Source organism: Paenibacillus sp. FSL E2-0178 (genome assembly GCF_038593005.1).
In the GTDB taxonomy this organism is placed as follows: Bacteria; Bacillota; Bacilli; order Paenibacillales; family Paenibacillaceae; genus Paenibacillus_AQ; species Paenibacillus_AQ phytohabitans.
On sequence record NZ_CP151953.1, the window covers coordinates 7,812,487 to 7,829,966 of the forward strand.

16 protein-coding genes are annotated in these 17,480 nt (G+C 52.7%); 13 read left to right on the forward strand and 3 right to left on the reverse strand.

Features of this window, described 5'->3' with window-relative positions; all coding sequences use genetic code 11:
* Nucleotides 1-62 precede the first annotated feature (62 nt).
* From MHI42_RS33645 to MHI42_RS33675, 7 genes are all read left to right on the forward strand, one after another.
* Nucleotides 63-863 (forward strand): CAP domain-containing protein, encoded by an 801-nt coding sequence (locus MHI42_RS33645; protein ID WP_342421990.1) that lies wholly within the window; start codon nucleotides 63-65, stop codon nucleotides 861-863.
* Between the two features lie 606 nt (nucleotides 864-1,469).
* The gene (locus tag MHI42_RS33650) at nucleotides 1,470-2,399 is read left to right on the forward strand and encodes a GDSL-type esterase/lipase family protein (protein ID WP_342421991.1); all 930 of its coding nucleotides are present in this window, start codon (nucleotides 1,470-1,472) and stop codon (nucleotides 2,397-2,399) included.
* Between the two features lie 72 nt (nucleotides 2,400-2,471).
* The gene (locus MHI42_RS33655) at nucleotides 2,472-3,452 is read left to right on the forward strand and encodes an ABC transporter ATP-binding protein (protein WP_342421992.1); all 981 of its coding nucleotides are present in this window, start codon (nucleotides 2,472-2,474) and stop codon (nucleotides 3,450-3,452) included.
* Nucleotides 3,445-4,434 carry an ABC transporter permease gene (locus MHI42_RS33660; protein WP_039307732.1) on the forward strand — a complete coding sequence of 330 codons (990 nt, stop codon included), beginning with the start codon at nucleotides 3,445-3,447 and terminating at the stop codon, nucleotides 4,432-4,434. Before MHI42_RS33655 ends, MHI42_RS33660 begins: the two co-directional genes overlap by 8 nt.
* A gap of 72 nt (nucleotides 4,435-4,506) precedes the next feature.
* Nucleotides 4,507-6,489, forward strand: a complete 1,983-nt coding sequence (parE, locus tag MHI42_RS33665; RefSeq protein WP_042237532.1) for a DNA topoisomerase IV subunit B — start codon at nucleotides 4,507-4,509, stop codon at nucleotides 6,487-6,489.
* 612 nt (nucleotides 6,490-7,101) lie between these two features.
* Complete coding sequence (gyrA, locus tag MHI42_RS33670; protein ID WP_342421993.1) at nucleotides 7,102-9,543, forward strand: DNA gyrase subunit A; 2,442 nt, start codon at nucleotides 7,102-7,104, stop codon at nucleotides 9,541-9,543.
* A gap of 436 nt (nucleotides 9,544-9,979) precedes the next feature.
* Nucleotides 9,980-10,417 (forward strand): MarR family transcriptional regulator, encoded by a 438-nt coding sequence (locus MHI42_RS33675; protein ID WP_039309191.1) that lies wholly within the window; start codon nucleotides 9,980-9,982, stop codon nucleotides 10,415-10,417.
* Between the two features lie 55 nt (nucleotides 10,418-10,472).
* On the opposite strand, the gene MHI42_RS33680 is transcribed toward MHI42_RS33675, so the two are convergent.
* Together MHI42_RS33680 and MHI42_RS33685 are read right to left on the reverse strand one after the other, a co-directional pair.
* Entirely contained in the window at nucleotides 10,473-11,219 is a 747-nt protein-coding gene (locus MHI42_RS33680) for an RluA family pseudouridine synthase (RefSeq protein ID WP_342421994.1), read from the reverse strand.
* 3 nt (nucleotides 11,220-11,222) lie between these two features.
* Nucleotides 11,223-12,086, reverse strand: coding sequence for a class I SAM-dependent methyltransferase (locus MHI42_RS33685; RefSeq protein WP_342421995.1), 864 nt, complete (start codon nucleotides 12,084-12,086; stop codon nucleotides 11,223-11,225).
* 378 nt (nucleotides 12,087-12,464) lie between these two features.
* Between MHI42_RS33685 and MHI42_RS33690 the strand changes: the two genes are divergently transcribed.
* From MHI42_RS33690 to MHI42_RS33715, 6 genes are all read left to right on the forward strand, one after another.
* The gene (locus MHI42_RS33690; RefSeq protein WP_342421996.1) at nucleotides 12,465-13,382 is read left to right on the forward strand and encodes a helix-turn-helix domain-containing protein; all 918 of its coding nucleotides are present in this window, start codon (nucleotides 12,465-12,467) and stop codon (nucleotides 13,380-13,382) included.
* A gap of 110 nt (nucleotides 13,383-13,492) precedes the next feature.
* Nucleotides 13,493-13,867, forward strand: coding sequence for a VOC family protein (locus MHI42_RS33695; RefSeq protein WP_342421997.1), 375 nt, complete (start codon nucleotides 13,493-13,495; stop codon nucleotides 13,865-13,867).
* Nucleotides 13,868-13,870: 3 nt separating this feature from the next.
* Entirely contained in the window at nucleotides 13,871-14,266 is a 396-nt protein-coding gene (locus MHI42_RS33700; protein WP_342421998.1) for a VOC family protein, read from the forward strand.
* A 257-nt stretch (nucleotides 14,267-14,523) separates the two neighbouring features.
* The gene (locus MHI42_RS33705) at nucleotides 14,524-14,976 is read left to right on the forward strand and encodes a flavodoxin (RefSeq protein ID WP_039309205.1); all 453 of its coding nucleotides are present in this window, start codon (nucleotides 14,524-14,526) and stop codon (nucleotides 14,974-14,976) included.
* 35 nt (nucleotides 14,977-15,011) lie between these two features.
* Nucleotides 15,012-15,758, forward strand: a complete 747-nt coding sequence (locus MHI42_RS33710) for a hypothetical protein (protein ID WP_342421999.1) — start codon at nucleotides 15,012-15,014, stop codon at nucleotides 15,756-15,758.
* Nucleotides 15,759-15,836: 78 nt separating this feature from the next.
* Nucleotides 15,837-16,205: a helix-turn-helix domain-containing protein gene (locus MHI42_RS33715; RefSeq protein ID WP_342422000.1), complete on the forward strand. Its 369-nt coding sequence runs from the start codon at nucleotides 15,837-15,839 to the stop codon at nucleotides 16,203-16,205.
* Between the two features lie 44 nt (nucleotides 16,206-16,249).
* Here the strand turns inward: MHI42_RS33715 and MHI42_RS33720 are convergent, their stop codons facing one another.
* A complete protein-coding gene (locus MHI42_RS33720; RefSeq protein WP_342422001.1) occupies nucleotides 16,250-17,320 on the reverse strand; it encodes an SDR family oxidoreductase in 1,071 nt (356 codons plus the stop codon).
* Between the last annotated feature and the right edge of the window lie 160 nt (nucleotides 17,321-17,480).

The following is a 17,480-nucleotide window of genomic DNA, read 5'->3' on the forward strand; positions in this document are numbered from 1 at the left end:
AATTGATGTCCGCAACTCTCGGCAGTCAGGTAATTCTACAACAAGAATAAGGAGATGGCAGAATGAAAAGCAAGACTTTAAGAGCAATGATAGGTGGAAGTGTAGCAGCTGTTATGGCACTTAGCATTTCACTTCCATTACAGGCAAGCGCAGCAGCTGGAGCCACTACGGCAACCGCTTCAGATACGAATTTCGCAAAATTCATGGAATATTTCACACAGTACAATTCGAAGTCATTTGTATTTGACGGGAATACGTTCACCGTATCCAAGACCGTTATCTATAAGAATCCTGTAGCAACAGTTCCGGCAGCAACGGCTAAGCCGGTGGCTACTGCTGTACCAGTAGCGACAGCTAGACCAGTAGTCACAGCTGCGCCAGTAGCAACCGCTAAGCCTGTTGTTACACCAGCACCGACGGCTGCCCCTGTGGCCACAGCTAAGCCGGTAGCTACCCCAGCTGCAACTGCAGCTCCAGCTGTCGCAGACAGCTCTTCAAGCTACATTCAACAAGTTGTAGCCTTGGTGAACAAAGAACGCGCAGCAGCAGGACTGGCTCCTGTCTCCGCACTGGACAGCCTGAACAAAGTCGCAGCAGCTAAGGCTACTGACATGCGTACGAACAACTATTTCTCCCATACTTCCCCGACCTACGGATCGCCTTTTGATATGATGTCCGCGTTCGGCATTACTTATCAGGCAGCCGGAGAGAATATCGCGATGGGCCAGAAAACGCCGCAGGAAGTTATGACTGCCTGGATGAACAGCCCGGGCCATAAGGCTAACATTCTGAGCACGAATTTCAACTACATCGGCGTAGGCTTCGACAATAATTACTGGGTTCAGGAATTCATCGGTAAATAATATAACGCAGCTCTTAAGCTTCAATTGTCCTCCGGCACTGCCGGGGGGCTTTTTTTGAGGTTTAGTAAGTGAAGATAGTCTACGAGAAACACCAATAATAGTTGTTGTTTTTCCACTTGCTGATGTTTATTCCTCAGAAATCGAAGAGCTAAGATACATTTTTCCACTTGTTTCTTGCAAGAGTGGATGCCTCTCAGTACCTGACTCCGGCATTGTCTTTTTTGTTCTGGATCGGGAAATGAAGGTTTTTGTCTGACGAAGATAAATCAATTTGCAGTTTTGCGGTTTCGCACGATTAGCGAAGTGCTATAGTGCCGCCCTGCCTGCTCCACCCCGTTTAGGTGGAAGCGGCGGAGGGGATTATGGAACTGTAGGAGCGGAAGCGACCGCCTTTGTTCACCAGATTATCACCGCGAAGAGCGGTACAGATCAAAAAAACTGGGGAAAACAGCGGCCGGAAGTCCAAAATCACCGCAGCCGCGCCTTTCACCAAAACCCCCGCTTTATTTGCAAATTAAGCAAAGAAGAATTATGTTTATCTACATAGTTAAGAAGTTTGTAAAATGTGGAACAATGGAGAATAGAACGGCATACGGAGGGATAGCATTGAACGATTCCAAATGGACCTGGAGGGCAGTGGGCCTGGTATCCATCCTGGCAACTTTACTTTTAATTACAGGGTTTGTGTATGCGGTAAGCGATATTATCAACCCCAAGGGGGAGACACTCCTGTCATCCCTCCCGCAGGAAACAGCTGCACCGACAGCCGCGGCAACGGATGAATTGAAGATACTGGCGCTGGGGGATTCTCTGGCCAAAGGGACCGGCGACAATTCCGGACAGGGGTTTGTGAAGCGTACGCTGGAGGCATTATCGGCGGACGGAGGCAAGGCGGAGCTGCTCGGCAACATGGGCATTAACGGCTTAACCACAGCCGGGCTGCAGAGCAAGCTTCAGGAGGAGGGTGTGCAGTACGCGCTCCGCCAGGCGAATGTAATCCTGATCTCTATAGGCGGCAATGACCTGTTCCGCGGCTCGGATATTCTGGGGACAGGCAGCAGCAGCGGAGAGGCAGCATCGTCAGCAGATACGGAGAATCCTGCGGACGGAATAGCGCCGCTGGGGACTGAATCCGCTGCGAATAACACGGTAGAAGGTTCAGCACCCGTGCCTACAGCCTCCACTGACGAATTGACCCCCGAGTCTCTGCTCTCGGCTCTGCCTGATGCATCGGGGCGGCTGGGCAGTATTCTTGACACCATTGCCGGGATTAATCCACAGGCACAGATTTATTACGTGGGATTGTATAATCCCTTCGGAGATATTGCGGACCTGCTAGTTCCGGGCAATCAGGCTGTAACCGCCTGGAACAATGCAGCGATGGATATCATCAACACCCACAGCAATATGACGCTCGTTCCGACCTTCGATTTGTTCAACCGGCATCTGGACAAGTATCTCTCGAATGACCACTTCCACCCGAACGGGGACGGTTATCAGCGGATGAGTGAGCGGATTGTACAGGCTGTACATTAACCTGGGACAGGGTATGGAGCAGGGCAGGGAACATTCTGAACAGAAATGACCGCAGCAAGGAGTTGTATAGAGATGGCTAAACCAATGCAAGAAGCCTCCGGGGAGGTAGTCCTGTCCGTACAAGGGGTCCGCAAAAAAATCGGCCGCAAATGGATCATAGATGATGTTACGTTTGACGTCCGGAAAGGCGAGATTTTCGGTTTCCTCGGTCCCAACGGGGCCGGCAAAACCACAACGATCCGCATGCTGGTTGACCTGATCCGGCCAAGTGAAGGAACAATTACCGTCTGCGGCTACAATGTGAACCGTGACCCGGAAAAAGCATTGCAATACGTCGGCTCCATCGTCGAAAATCCCGAGGTGTATACGTATCTGACAGGCTGGGAGAACCTGCAGCATTTCGCCCGTATGCAGCCTGGTGTGGACAAGGCGAGGATTGCCGAGGTAGTGGATATTGTACGGCTGGATCAGCGTATTCATGACAAGGTAAGCACGTATTCACTGGGGATGCGCCAGCGGCTGGGCATTGCCCAGGCACTTTTGGGCCGGCCACGGCTGCTGATTCTCGATGAGCCGACGAACGGCCTGGACCCGAAGGGCATCAAGGAGCTGCGCGAATTCATCCGCAAGCTGGCGGATGAAGGGCTTGCCGTGTTCGTCTCGAGCCATCTGCTGAGCGAGATTCAGCTGCTGTGCGACCGTGTGGCGATCATCAGTAAAGGGCGGGTACTCGCCGTAGGCGGTGTGGACGAGCTGGTTGCCCGCAATTCTCCATACGTCCTGTGGGAGCTGGAGCCGCTGAAGAGGGCAAGAGAATTACTAACCGGCCGGCCGGATATCCATCTGCTGGAGCTTGATGAGGTAACACTGGACGACTCCATTATCGCAGGCATGGGAGTGAATTCCCTGATCACGGTTATGGAGGAGGATTTAATCCCGGAAATTGTCGCCGTACTGGTTACTAGAGAGGTTGAGGTCCGGGCTGTGCAAAAAATCAACCCTACACTGGAACAGCTATTCTTGAAGCTAACGGAAGGTGAAACTATTGACTAACCTGCTGCCGCTCATCCGCAATGAGTGCCTCAAAATCATAAAAAAGAAACGGTTTTATGTCATCCTGCTCATTCTGCTTGTGCTTGTGCCTATGTTTACCTATGCACAGATGCGTATAGCGGAACGCAGCCGGGATAAGTTTAACTCTGACTGGAGGCTGGAGGTCCAGCAGCAGATTACCGATAACCAGAACTCCCTCGGCAGCGACCGGATTCCGGAAGAATGGAAGTCGTACCGGCGGATTTTTGTCCAGCAGCTGCAGTATTATCTGGATCATGATGTGAATCCGAACGAGCCGAGCGGCGTTACCTTTACCCGTGAATTTCTGGACAATTCCGTGTCCCTGTTCATTCCGCTGCTGATTATGGCGGTGGCCTCGGATCTGGTCTCCGGGGAGAGAACGACAGGAACGATCAAGATGCTGCTGACGCGTCCGGTCAAACGCTGGAAGGTGCTGTTCAGTAAAATGACGGCCCTCATGATGTTTGTCTCCTTAATCGTCCTGTCTGCTTTTATCATCAGCTATCTGGTGTCGGGGCTGGCTTTTGGATACAAAGGATTCAATGTTCCGGTGTTCACAGGCTTCCAGCTGAGCGGGGATACGGTCGATATGACCACGGTTCACGCCGTGCCGCAATGGAAATACCTGCTGATGCAGGGCGGTTTGATCTGGTTCGTCAGCGTAGTTGTTGCTCTGCTGGCTTTCATGGTGTCGGTTCTGGTACGCAGTACGGCAGCCAGTATAGTGGTGATGATGGCGGCGCTGATTGCAGGCACGATCCTGACGAATATGGCTTCAGCCTGGACTGCGGCCAAATATTTATTTATGGTTAATATGGAGCTTACCGGGTATTTAGCAGGTACTCCCGCACCGATTGAGGGCATGACACTGGCATTTTCGATGGCAGTATTGGCGATTTGGGGACTGGCTGCAGTAATCATTTCATTCGCCGTCTTTACGAAACGGGATATTTTGAATTAGAATGTACAAAGTGAACGAAAACGTTTGTTTGCATTTTATAGAGATAGTAAGACACAAGAAGGAGGAGCATGAATGCTCGAACAGATCGATATGTTTGCAAAAGTCTCTAAGAACGCCGAAGTGGGCCGGACTGGATACGATGCTGACGACATTCAGGTGCTCGAAGGTCTGGTTGCGGTCCGCAAACGGCCCGGCATGTATATTGGCAGTACGAGTTCCTCGGGACTGCACCATTTAGTATGGGAAATAGTGGACAATGCCGTAGATGAGCATTTGGCCAAGTTTTGCTCGAAGATTGATATTACACTCCGCAAGGACGGATCGGTCACCGTAATTGACAACGGACGGGGAATTCCGACCGGGATGCACAAGACGGGAGTGCCGACTCCGCAGGTTGTTTTCACCATTCTGCATGCGGGTGGTAAATTCGGAGGCTCCGGCTACAAGAAATCGGGCGGTCTGCATGGCGTAGGGGCATCTGTAACCAACGCTTTGTCCGAGTGGCTGGAAGTGGAGATTTACCGTGAAGGCAAGATCCACCGGCAACGCTTCGAATATTGGGTCGACAAAAACGGGAAAGAACATGTCGGCGAGCCTGTGACTGGCCTTGAGGTACTGGGGAATACGAATAAGACCGGTTCGAAGATCACCTTCAAGCCGGATATTCGCGTCTTCCCGACTGGCATTTCACTGAATTACGACACACTTGCGGAACGGGTACAGGAGATTGCCTTCCTGAACTCGGGCCTGCGGATCAACCTCAGCGATGAGCGGAGCGGACGGCAGGATGAGTTCTTTTATGAGGGCGGCGCGAGCCAGTTTGTACAGTTCCTCAATGAGGGCAAGGATGTCTTGCATGATGTGGTTCATTTCAGCTCCGAGAAGGATGAGATTGAAGTGGAAATTGCGCTGCAATACAATGCGGGGTACACGGAGACCATTGCTTCTTTCGTCAACTCGATTCCTACGCGCAGCGGCGGGACGCATGAGACCGGCTTCAAGACAGCCTATACCCGTGTGCTGAATGACTACGCCCGGCGGACGCAGCTGCTTAAGGAGAAGGATAAGAATCTTGAGGGTAATGATCTCCGTGAGGGGATGATGGCGGTTATCAGCATTAAGATGTCGGATGTGGAATTTGTCGGACAGACGAAGGATCAGCTGGGTAGTGCTTCTGCCCGCAGTGCCGTAGACTTTATTGTCTCGGAGAAAATGGCGCGCTTCCTTGAGGAGAATCCCCAGGTTGCGCAGAGCCTGCTCAAGAAATCGATTCAGGCGTCCAAGGCGCGCGAAGCGGCCCGCAAAGCCCGCGATGAAATCCGCAGCGGCAAGAAACGCAGCGAGAGCTCGAATCTTGGCGGCAAGCTGTCGCCTGCACAATCCAAGGATGTCACGCGTACCGAAATCTTCATCGTAGAAGGTGACTCCGCCGGAGGCTCAGCCAAGCAGGGCCGTGATTCGAAGATTCAGGCCATTCTTCCTCTGAAGGGGAAGCCGATGAATCCGGAGAAGGCCAAGCTGCTGGATATCTTGAAGAACGATGAATACAAGGCGATTATATCGGCGATTGGTGCGGGCATTGGTCCTGATTTTGCCGTGGAAGACAGCAATTATTCCAAAATTATCATTATGACCGATGCCGATACGGACGGTGCGCATATTCAGGTGCTGCTGCTGACCTTCTTCTACCGCTATATGAAGCCTCTGATCGATGCCGGCAAGGTCTTCATTGCCCAGCCGCCGCTGTATAAGCTGACGCGTAAATCGGGTAAGCTGGAAACAGTCCGCTACGCCTGGAGTGATGAGGAGCTGCAGAATTACCTGAAGGAATTCGGCAAGAATTTCGAGCTGCAGCGTTACAAGGGACTTGGTGAGATGAACCCGGACCAGCTGTGGGAAACAACGATGAATCCGGATTCGCGCACGCTGCTGCAGGTGCAGATCGAGGATGCCGCCAAGGCGGAACGCCGCGTCTCCACATTGATGGGCGACAAGGTTGATCCGCGTAAGCGCTGGATTGTCGAGAACGTCGACTTTACAGAAATAGTAGAGTAGGGGTTAGTGGGGAAGTGACGATTACTTCCGCTGTTTTTAATTTTTGATGATTGCTTTAAGCGCAGCGAATGGGATATTCGCAGATTGCCGCCAGAACTTTAGAATAAAGCGAAGCTAAATAAGGTGGTTTGTAACGGAGTGTGAGTTTGGACCTGTAGTAGCGCAGCGTCCGCCTTTGTTTCCGGATTATTACCGCTATTTAGATTGAACTTGAAAATATACTAAAAAGGGAAAAGTGGCGGAGGAGAATTTTGGAACTGTAGGAGCGTCAGCGTCCGCCTTTGTCTGCGGATTTCCACTGCGAACAGCGGGTTAAATTCAAGAAATCTGCAGACAACAGCGGCCGGAGGGCCAAACATTCTCTGGAGTCACGGCAATCCCATAATAGAAAAAATACAAGTTCAATCTATATAGAAGCGGTATGATTCAAGAAATATGGGGATAACAGCGCGGAAGTCCAAAACTCACCGCAGTTACGGCTTAACACTGATTTGTTTAGTTTTATTCTTAAGAGCCTTGAGGCAATACGAATCAAATATCTCAGGCGCGCAGCAGTCAGATCATCAATCATTACAAACGTGGACAGATTGAGGAACAGAAGGTGAAAAGTGAATGAGCAGTTTATCAGAGCAATTTTTGCCGGCTTTTCTGGAAGAGGTCGTTGGTGACCGATTTGGCCGGTATTCCAAATATATCATTCAGGACCGGGCGATTCCGGACGTCCGCGACGGGCTAAAGCCTGTGCAGCGCCGGATTCTGTATGCGATGTACGACTCGGGCAATACGCCGGACAAGCCATACCGCAAGTCGGCCAAAACGGTCGGTGACGTAATGGGTAACTACCATCCCCATGGAGATTCCTCGATCTACGACGGGATGGTCCGGATGGCTCAGCCCTGGAAGTTGGGACATGTGCTTGTCGACGGACACGGCAACTGGGGTTCGATGGATGATGACCCTGCAGCAGCTATGCGTTATACAGAAGCGCGCCTGTCTCCAATCGCTTTGGAGATGATGCGTGATATTGAGAAACGCACCGTGCTTTTCAAGGACAATTTCGATAATACGGCAAAGGAGCCGGTCGTGGTTCCATCCCGTTATCCGAATCTGCTTGTCAACGGGACAAGCGGGATCTCTGCCGGGTTCGCTACGGAAATTCCGCCGCATAACCTGCGTGAAGTCATCGATGCCTGTATCGCTGTCATGCAGAAGCCGGACATCGCGCTGGAGGACGTCATGACCTTCATCAAAGGTCCCGACTTCCCTACAGGCGGAACGATTATGGGCGGCGACGGCATCATGGACGCGTACCGTACCGGTAAAGGCCGCATCTACCTGCGCTCGAAGACGGAGATTGAGAACCTGCGCGGCGGCAAGCAGCAGATTGTTATCACTGAAGTGCCCTTCCAGATTGTGAAGTCGCGGCTCGTGACCTCCATGGAGAATATCCGCCTGGAGAAGAAGATCGAAGGCATTGCTGAAGTCCGCGACGAGAGCGGCCGTGAAGGGCTGCGGATTGTGGTTGAGCTGAAGAAGGAAGCCGATGCGAATGGTATATTGGCCTACCTGCTCAAAAAAACTGATCTGCAGATCACCTACAACTTCAACATGGTGGCCATCGTTAACAAGGCTCCGCAGCAGCTCGGCTTGAAGTCGATTCTTGAAGCGTATATCGCCCATCAGCGTGAAGTGGTTACCCACCGCACCCAATTTGATCTGGAGCGGGCAGAGGACCGGGCCCATGTCCTGGAAGGGCTGGTTAAAGCTCTGAACATTCTGGATGAAGTGATTGCCGCAATCAAGGCATCGAAGAACCGCCAGGATGCCCAGAATAATCTGGTGTGGATGTTCGGCTTCAGCGAACGCCAGGCCGATTCCATCCTTACCTTGCAGCTGTACCGGTTAACCAATCTGGAGATTCACTCGCTCCAGAAGGAGCTTGATGAGATGCATGCCAAGATTGCTGTCCTTCAGGGCATTCTGGACAGTGACAAGAAGCTGGTTGCCGTCATCCGCAAAGAGCTGCTGGAGATCCGTGATAAATACGGGATCGACCGCCGTTCACTGATTCAGGGTGAAGTGGAGGAATTGAAGGTCAGCATGGAGGTTCTCGTGAATGCGGAGGATGTGCTGGTCGCCATTTCAGAGGGTGGTTATATCAAGCGGACAGGCATGCCATCCTTCACCCGTTCAGGCGGAGAGCGCCACTCATCGGGTGTCAAGGACGGCGACCATATCGTCAGGCTGCTGGACCTGAATACCCGGGACAGCCTGCTTGTGTTCACCCGCAAGGGCCAATACTTCCTGCTTCCGGTTCATCAGATACCGGAATTCAAATGGAAGGAGCCTGGTACGGCGATCGTGAACGTGATCGGTCTCGCCAAGGGCGATGGCATTGTCAGTGTGCTGCCGGTCGGCAACCTGGAGGATCCGCTGGCAAGTCTGGTCTTCGTCACCCGTAAGGGACAGGTGAAGCGTACAGAGCTCAAGGAGTACTCTACAAGCCGTTCCGGAGCCGTGGCCGCCTGTAAGGTAGCTGACGGTGATGAGATCATTACAGTGGCGCTGAGCAGCGGAGACAAGGACATCGTGCTTGTGACCCGTGAAGGGATGAGTATCCGCTTCCGGGAGAGTGAAGTCAACCCTATGGGCCGTGTGGCCACAGGGGTAAGAGGGATTCAGCTGCGTGAAGGCGACGAAGTCGTCTCCAGCTTCTGGGTCAGTGAGGACGAAGGGGAGATTCTTGCGGTTACCGAGATTGGCTATGCCAAACGCTCTCTGCTGCTGGATTACCCTTCCCAGAGCCGCGGAGGCAAAGGAATGCCGACATTCGAGTTCAAAGAAGGCAAACGGGTTCGCCCGAACGGCAGCAGACTTGTGGGGGCGTTCTACTGCAAGGAGCCGCTGGAGCTGACCGCCATCACCCAGAGCGGTGCGGTTCATGCCTTCTCCTCCGAATCAGCACCGCTTGGTGAGCGCCGTTCCATCGGCAAGCAGCTGGTTGCTGTTGAGAAGAAGGATGAGATCATCAGCCTGTACCCGGCAGTTAAATAGCCGGGGCAGAACCTTAGAATATTAAATAATTTAAACGGCGTCCGGCTGCTCTGGTCTACAGAGCTCCGAACGCCGTTTATTTGATTTGCATTTTCCTTAGCCGGATTATTGATGTTGTTGATCTGGATTGAATGCCTAATGTTGCACGTATTACAACTTTGACTCATGGATACCAGGGTATGCACAGGTATTGTTGTATGAAATACAAGAATAAACCCGTGCAGCTCCTTATAAGACGGGGATTGCTGTATTTAATACAACAATTCTGGGTTAAGGTCGATATCATAAGGGAAATGTTGTATTTCGTGCAGGAATTATATAATGAAATGACTAGCGGCCGTGATTTTATTTTTTTCTTTTGCAGGAAATGGAATTTTTTTCGCGAAAATGTTTAGGTATACCGGATAGAGATCCGCAGGGAAAGGAAGGAATAAGTGTGCACTCCACTGAATTCAGTAAAATCTGGCATAAGATATTAAAGGACTATAAGCTACATATGGATAGCAAGCTTGCCCCTACACTGACCGATGCCCAGCTTACCGTACTGGAATTGCTGCAGGAACGTGACGCGATGAAACCTTCTGATTTGGCTCCGCATCTGGCCACCAGCCCGGCGGCTGTAACTATGCTGCTTGACCGGATGGAGAAGCATAATCTCATTATCCGTGAACGAGATGCCTCCGACAGGCGGATCGTCTGGGTGAGCATCACCGAGACAGGCAAGAACGAGACCTCGCGCGGACTGAAGATCCGCAGTGATTTTTTTGCCGAAGCGCTCGATCCCATTTCATCACATAACCAGCAGCTGCTGCTCTATCTGATGGGGAAGATGGCGGTGGCTCCCGCTCCGGCACCGGAAGGTTCGACTCCTTAATAGATGCCCAGTGTTGACCTCATATATATGCATACACACAAAAGCAGGCTGTCCGTTACCGGATAGCCTGCTTTTGGTTCTGCGGGGTCCACAGATTCCAGGGATGGGTCTGTGGAGGCAGGGAGATTAATTCAACTTCCTCTTTGGTCACCGGATGCGGGAATCCGACCAGTGCTGACCACAGCGCAATCTGCTGTCCGGGTCTGTTCACTGCGGCACCATACTTCTGATCTCCGTACAGCGGGCAGCCAATGCCGCTCAGCTGTACACGGATCTGGTGGGAGCGTCCGGTAAGCAGATCGATCTTGAGTAGGGTGTAGCCCTCAGCGCTGCCGAGCACCGTATAATCGAGAATCGCTTCCTTGCCGCCCGGTGTTCCTGTGCGGACAATACTGACCGTGTTGCTCCGCTCATCCTTCAGCAGTGTATTAATCAGCCGGCCCTGGGATGCAGGGGGCTTGCCATGAACGACGGTCAGGTACACCTTGTGGAAGGCGTGGGTGCGGACGCTCTCAGACAGCCGCGAGGCTGCCTTCGAGGTCTTGGCGAAGATCATCGCGCCGCCTACAGGCCGGTCCAGCCGGTGAACGAGGCCCATGAAGACATTCCCCGGCTTGGCGTAACGTTCCTTCACATCTTCCTTCAGCAGGGTCAGCAGATCCGCATCGCCTGTAGCATCCTCCTGCACCGGAATGTTAACGGGCTTCACGATGCCCAGAAGATGGTTGTCCTCATATAAAATCTCGAACCGGGATTGTCCGCCGCCGGACTTCCCGGTTGTTCCGTTGTTCTGCGCGGTCATGGCTTACGCCTCCCAGCGGCCCAGAATTCCGCAAGGCAGATTCATTCCGGAGGATGTAATCGGCAGTCCGATCTCACCGGAGGTAAGCTTGCCGCCGTAGCGCTTGCCCATGGTCATTGACAGCATATTGCGCAGTACGGTAGGCGAAATTCCCGTTGTGTAGGAGTTAATCAGCATGAACAAAGGCCGGTCGCTCATAATCTCCATGCAGCTCTCCAGGAACGGATAGAGACTGGCTTCGAGCTTCCACATTTCACCGCCAGGGCCTCTTCCGTAGGAAGGCGGGTCCATGATAATTGCATCATATTTGCTGCCGCGGCGCTGTTCACGCTGCACGAACTTGAACACATCATCTGTAATGTAGCGGACCGGCTTGTCGGCAAGCCCGGACAAGGCTACATTCTCCTTGGCCCACTGAACCATGCCCTTAGCGGCATCGACATGAACTACGGAGGCTCCGGCACTTGCCGCTGCAACGGATGCACCGCCGGTATATGCGAACAGGTTAAGCACGGAAATCGGGCGGTTAGCCGCAGCGATCTTGTCCATCATCCAGCGCCAGTTGGCAGCCTGCTCAGGGAAGAGACCCGTGTGCTTAAAGTTCGTTGGACGGAGATGGAACTTCAGCTTGCCGTAGCTGATTTTCCAGTCATCCGGAATGCTCTTCTTCATTTCCCATTGTCCGCCCCCGGCGGAACTGCGGTGATAGTGTCCGTGCACATCACGCCATTTGGCACTCTCGCTGGCCAGCGGCCAGATGATCTGCGGGTCCGGGCGGCGCAGCATAATATCGCCCCAGCGTTCAAGCTTCTCTCCGCCTCCGGTATCAATCACTTCATAGTCCTTCCAGTCACTTGCTATATACATTATTAATCCATCCTTCAAAAAGTCATTTAGCCTTTATTGTACAACATATAAGCACGCTGCTACAAACATAATGGTTGCAAAGCTGCGACTATTTCTCATTTTAGCCAAGAGTGCATCCATGTATAAGATTCCCATAAAAGTTTGCAGGAGCAGGATGCGCCATGAAAAATACTAAAGCATATGTAAGGGGAATCTGGCCGGCGTGCTTCTGGCACATCTTGCACAGATTGTGTATGATCAGATTACGCAAGGCTGTTATCTGGAGCAAAACCCATTAATGAAGTTAATACAGGCGGCTATAAAATAAAATGAGCTTAGGCGCTGAACAGTAATTCCGTCCTTTGCTGCCTAAGCATTACGAAGGTGAGGCCGGATGCTATGTTCAACCTCTCGGAACTGTATTACCCGATCACTGCAAACCCGGCCGGAGGCGGCGAGTATCTGCCCGGTAGGCTGCTGCAGCCGTACATCCGCTGTTTCTGGGGGACTGTACCGCCGCCGGGTGAGCAGCAGAAAGCGCAATCCGTTGAAATTGCACAAGGGCATAACGGAGCAGTTATAAGTGAAAGTGAAAGTGAAAGTGAAAGTGAAAGTGAAAGTACTTTCCGTAACCGGACGGAAACGATCATACCGGATAGTTGTATGGACATCATATGGGAATGGGATGAGCATACAGGGGAGTCTGGCGGGATTTTTTGCGGCATTAACGATACCCCGTTTGAAGTGGGACAAGCCCGCCAGCCTGCGGGGAGGCAGCGTTTCGCCATCCGGTTTCACTTCTGGGCGGTTCACCTGTTCACAGACGAACAGCTGCAGGATGTGCTGAATGTCCACGCTCCGGTGGAGCAATACTTCCGTTCGTTCCGTATGGAGCTGGGGGATAAGCTGCGGGGGACACATACGATGTCCGAACGCATTGCCATGGCAGAATTATTCCTCCTGCGCAGGCTGGAGAATGCCGGCCGCAGCAGTGACGGGATGATGAACGCTGTCCACAGGATGCTTAAGTCCCGCGGGGTGGTGAGTGCAGGGGAGCTGGAGCTTAGCTCAGGCTTCAGCAGCCGCCAGCTTGAACGCCTGTTCCGCCAGCATATCGGACTTCCGCCCAAAAAGGTGGCAGATCTTGTCCGCTTCCAGAATGTCTGGCTGGAGCTGTACCGGACACCGCTGCACAGAGGCGGTCTGCAGGATATTGTCTTTGCCTACGGCTACAGCCACCAATCGCATTTCATCAACAATTTCCGGAAATTTGCCGGCAGAACACCGCTGGATGCGCTGAGCTATGCGCGGAGCTGAATGTCGTTTTTTTGCAATACAAGCCCGGCAGGACAGAAGTACAATGAGGTCAGACAGGCTAACCACAGCCGGATCATACTACAGCTATTGAGCGGAAGGAGATTTAAGTTATGATTACAAGTTTTGACGGCATTAATCTGTACAGCAAGGACCCGGCGGCGCTGGCGGCATTCTATTCCGAGGTACTGGGAGTTCCGATTCCTTTTGAAGGCTTTGGACAGTATGACGGTGCGAAGATTGGTTTCGACCGCAGCCAGCCGGGGCTGATTATCTGGGACGAGAGCAAATGGGGCAAGCACACGACAGGAGTCGTTAATCTGGTATTCTCCTGCAGCAGCCTGGACGAAACTTATGAGCAGCTGAAGGGGAAAGGGCTGGATTGTCAGCCTCCAGTAACGATGGAATACGGCGGTAAAGAAATGAATTTCCGTGATCCGGACGGCAACGGCATTACCCTGCTGGAAGGCGGATATTTGGAGGTTTAGTGCATGAAGCAGGGAGCAATCGCCCTGTGCGTGGATGATATGGAGAAGATGGTCCGGTTCTACAGAGATTTAATGAGGATGGAACTGGACTATGACGGCGGAGGGTTTACAGGAGTCAGGACAGCAGGAGGTATCTATTTCAATTTGTGTGAGCGTGAGCTGTTGGAGAGCCAGTTATCGCGGAAGTTTGACTATCCCGGAGGGCTGAACGGTAAGATGGAGATCACCTTTAATGTGCCTCACTTTGCAGATGTCGATCTGGAATATGACAGGCTGATGGAGGCGGGCGTCCAATCGGTGTACCCGCCTACAACTGAACCGTATGGACTGCGAATCTGTTATATCGCTGATCCGGAGGGGAATCTTATCGAAATTTGTTCGGACGGCAAAGGAGAATAGGTTAGGCATTCTTCTATATGCATTTCATCTGAAAATATGGATAAAGATCAGCGGCAATGCCGGCCAGAAGTTCAAGTCCGGCATTGCCGCTGCTTCTGTTATCGGGGACAAGTATGCCTTATTTCCCGGAGCGGCCAGCTTTTAAAATATTGACAATGATAATCATTATCAAATAGAATGAGATTAGCAAAACATGGTTGCCTTTTGAGATGGACTATACAGAATACATTTCATATTTACCTTGGGAGGACAGAGTGATGGCTAAGGTGCTAGTGGCATATGCCAGCCTGACAGGCAATACGGAGGAAATCGCTGAACTGATTGTGGAAGGAATACGCCAGGCAGGCGGAGAGGCCGTACTGAAATCGGTCACTGACTGCAATGCCGATGAGATAAAGGCTTACGAGGCTGTGCTGCTGGGTGCGTATACATGGGGGGACGGCGAGCTGCCGGATGAATTCCTTGACTTCTATGAAGAGATGGATGAGCTCGACCTCAGCTCCTGCAAGGCTGCCGCCTTCGGAAGCGGAGATACCGGTTATGAAATCTACTGCGGAGCGGTTGATCAGATTGAAGAGAAGCTGAAGGAACGCGGTGCCGAGATCGTACAGGCCAGCCTGAAGATTGAGTACGGGCCGAACGCAGCAGAGAAAGACGCCTGCCGCAGCTTCGGACGCCAGTTCATTGAGACCTGCGCGGCGGTTTCTTAAGGATGGGCGCCGGGGCAGGATGCTTCGCAGGAAAGATGCAGGATGCAGGGACTGTCCGCTACAGCAGGCTGAATGATTTCCGGATGGAGCATATCATGCTGGGCGGAGCGGAGATGAACGGCAGCGGAGCTCCGGCCACGGGAGTTCCCCGCTGGAGACAGCAGGTCCAGTACGCGGTCGGACATACGCTTAATGACTTCTACAGTCTGCAGCCTGAGGTGCGCCGGGAGACGCCTGTGCAATTTCTGCTGGAGCGCCGCTGGCCGCCGAAGGGTCATGCTTTTCCTTCCCTGATGCATTATTGGGATATCAAGCAAGCAGTTGCCGATGAGCTGATGCGGATTGTTGCCGGCAATCACACCGGTGAGATTCCGGTGATGTTGTATGAACAGTGGCATGTTCCTGTGCCGGAGCTTGAAATTGAACTGGCGATGATTTTTCAGCTCGCCTGGAGCTCGGGGCAGGAGGGGCGTTGTCTGAATATCCAGAAATTCATGGTGAGCGGGAATGAAGATGTCATCACCGGCTTTCTGCATATGGCCAGCGTCTTCTGTCATCAGGCCTATGGGAAACCGGCAGAAACAATCGGAATCTATTCGCTTCTGGATGGACGGCGGCATATCTTTGACGGAGCAGGTATCCCGCTTCAGGAGTCGCTCGACTATGTGCGCCTGCTGTCTGTGTTCCTGGAACGGGAAGAGCATGCGGAAGGCTGCATGAAATATGGCAGCCGCAGGAACGACCGGGATGAGCCTATCCTTCGCGGATACGGCCTGATGTAGACAGGAGAACTTCATCGTAATCCTTGCAGGGGGCGTTCAAAGAAGATATGGTTAAGCCACAGGAGGTGTCCTTGGCTTATGTCTGAAGGAATTAGAACCTACAACACCGGAGTGGAAGCAACACTCGAAGTGATTGGGGGCAAGTGGAAGCCGGTCATTTTGTTCTTGCTCACCTTTGGGAAGAAGCGCAACGGGGAGTTCATCAGCCAGATGCCGTTCATTACACAGAAGGTGCTGACGCAGCAATTGCGGGAGCTGGAAGCGGACGGGGTAATCACAAGAACCTCGTATAATGTGGTGCCTCCCAAAGTGGAGTATGAGCTGACCGACTACGGCTGGAGCCTCAAGGAGATTCTGCATCTGATGTGCAGATGGGGCGATACCCATGTCGATAGAGTGTACGGAGACACGGCAGTCGTGCTCTCTCAACCGCAGAAGGAAGAATAGAACAGCCGGTCTCTGAATTTCAGAGACCGGCTGTTTGCGGCGGATCAAGGAATGATCCTGCGGTGGCGGAGATCCGCGAAGATGTCCATAAACATGGCTTCCGTATCCATAAACTCAAGGAACCCTGCGCGGCGGGATTTGGTGCTGTCGGCAAAGAAATCATAGTCCCAGGAGAATACGAAATCACCGAAGGCCCACGAGGAGACACTAGCATAGCTGTTCGGCTCCAGCCCGTATTTCTCGACCATCCGGTTCCAGAGCGGCTCTTTGTCCTGCATGGCCATTGAGAGGGACATCGGGAGCGGGGGCGCCGTGTCCAGATCGAAGCTGGAGGCAATCTTGGGCCATAGCTCGTTCCAGCGGAACAGATCGCCGTTGGTAATATTGAAGGCCTGATTGGCACAGCGCGGTTCCGTTGCTGCCCACACCGTTGCTCTGGCCAGCAGACCGGCATCTGTCATCTCAAGCAGGCTGTGATAGGCGCCCGGCTTGCCGGGGAAGCGCAGCGGAATTCCCAGTTCCTTCGACATGGAGGCATAAATGGCGATTACCATCGCCAGGTTCATGGGATTGCCGAGAGCATATCCGCAGACGACGGAAGGCCGCAGCGCCGACCAGGTCCAGCTTTTGCCAGACTGCTTCTCTTCCAGATAATCCTGCTGCGCAATATTGAATTCCGGCGGCATATGATTGGCATCGGTTTCGCGTGCCGGTGTTTTGAACGGGCCAAGATGCGCGCCATATACCTTATATCCCTGCATGAGGCTGATGTGCTGAAGCCGTTGCGCCGCAGGTTCAACAGCTTCAACTGCGTGAACAAGCATAGCCAGATTAGGAGCGACCAGCTCTGCCCAGGTAGGCCGGTCCTGATAGGCGGCATAGAAAATATGCGTCACCTCCGCCAGACCGCCAAGCTTCCGCCGGCTCTCCGACGGGTCGAGTAAATCCGCAGCTATATAACGCACACGGCTGGTGTCCAGCCCTCCGCGGCGCGACACGCCGATGATATCCCAATCGGGAAGCGCAGCCAGATGATCAATCAGGTTGCGCCCTATGACGCCGTTCGCGCCGATTACAAGTGCTGTTTTACGTAAGTCTGAATCCAAAGGGTTCATGTGCAGCTCTCCTTCGCCAAAGTATGCCATCATTATGTATTGCCGCAGGAGTGCTGAACAGTACGCACTTTGAGGTCATATAGGTACCTTGAGGTAACATAAGGACATCAAAAAACAACAAAAAGCATCCTTGCCTGAGGGCTGATCCGGCCCTTAGGAA

Bases quoted from the DNA above. Each gene is read 5' to 3' on its own strand.
- MHI42_RS33720 (WP_342422001.1), bottom strand. From the start codon at position 17,320: ATGAACCCTTTGGATTCAGACTTACGTAAAACAGCACTTGTAATCGGC.
- gyrA (WP_342421993.1), top strand. From the start codon at position 7,102: ATGAGCAGTTTATCAGAGCAATTTTTGCCGGCTTTTCTGGAAGAGGTC.
- MHI42_RS33695 (WP_342421997.1), top strand. From the start codon at position 13,493: ATGATTACAAGTTTTGACGGCATTAATCTGTACAGCAAGGACCCGGCG.
- MHI42_RS33655 (WP_342421992.1), top strand. From the start codon at position 2,472: ATGGCTAAACCAATGCAAGAAGCCTCCGGGGAGGTAGTCCTGTCCGTA.
- MHI42_RS33685 (WP_342421995.1), bottom strand. From the start codon at position 12,086: ATGTATATAGCAAGTGACTGGAAGGACTATGAAGTGATTGATACCGGA.
- MHI42_RS33690 (WP_342421996.1), top strand. From the start codon at position 12,465: ATGTTCAACCTCTCGGAACTGTATTACCCGATCACTGCAAACCCGGCC.
- MHI42_RS33700 (WP_342421998.1), top strand. From the start codon at position 13,871: ATGAAGCAGGGAGCAATCGCCCTGTGCGTGGATGATATGGAGAAGATG.
- MHI42_RS33715 (WP_342422000.1), top strand. From the start codon at position 15,837: ATGTCTGAAGGAATTAGAACCTACAACACCGGAGTGGAAGCAACACTC.
- parE (WP_042237532.1), top strand. From the start codon at position 4,507: ATGCTCGAACAGATCGATATGTTTGCAAAAGTCTCTAAGAACGCCGAA.
- MHI42_RS33705 (WP_039309205.1), top strand. From the start codon at position 14,524: ATGGCTAAGGTGCTAGTGGCATATGCCAGCCTGACAGGCAATACGGAG.
- MHI42_RS33645 (WP_342421990.1), top strand. From the start codon at position 63: ATGAAAAGCAAGACTTTAAGAGCAATGATAGGTGGAAGTGTAGCAGCT.
- MHI42_RS33680 (WP_342421994.1), bottom strand. From the start codon at position 11,219: ATGACCGCGCAGAACAACGGAACAACCGGGAAGTCCGGCGGCGGACAA.
- MHI42_RS33710 (WP_342421999.1), top strand. From the start codon at position 15,012: ATGCAGGATGCAGGGACTGTCCGCTACAGCAGGCTGAATGATTTCCGG.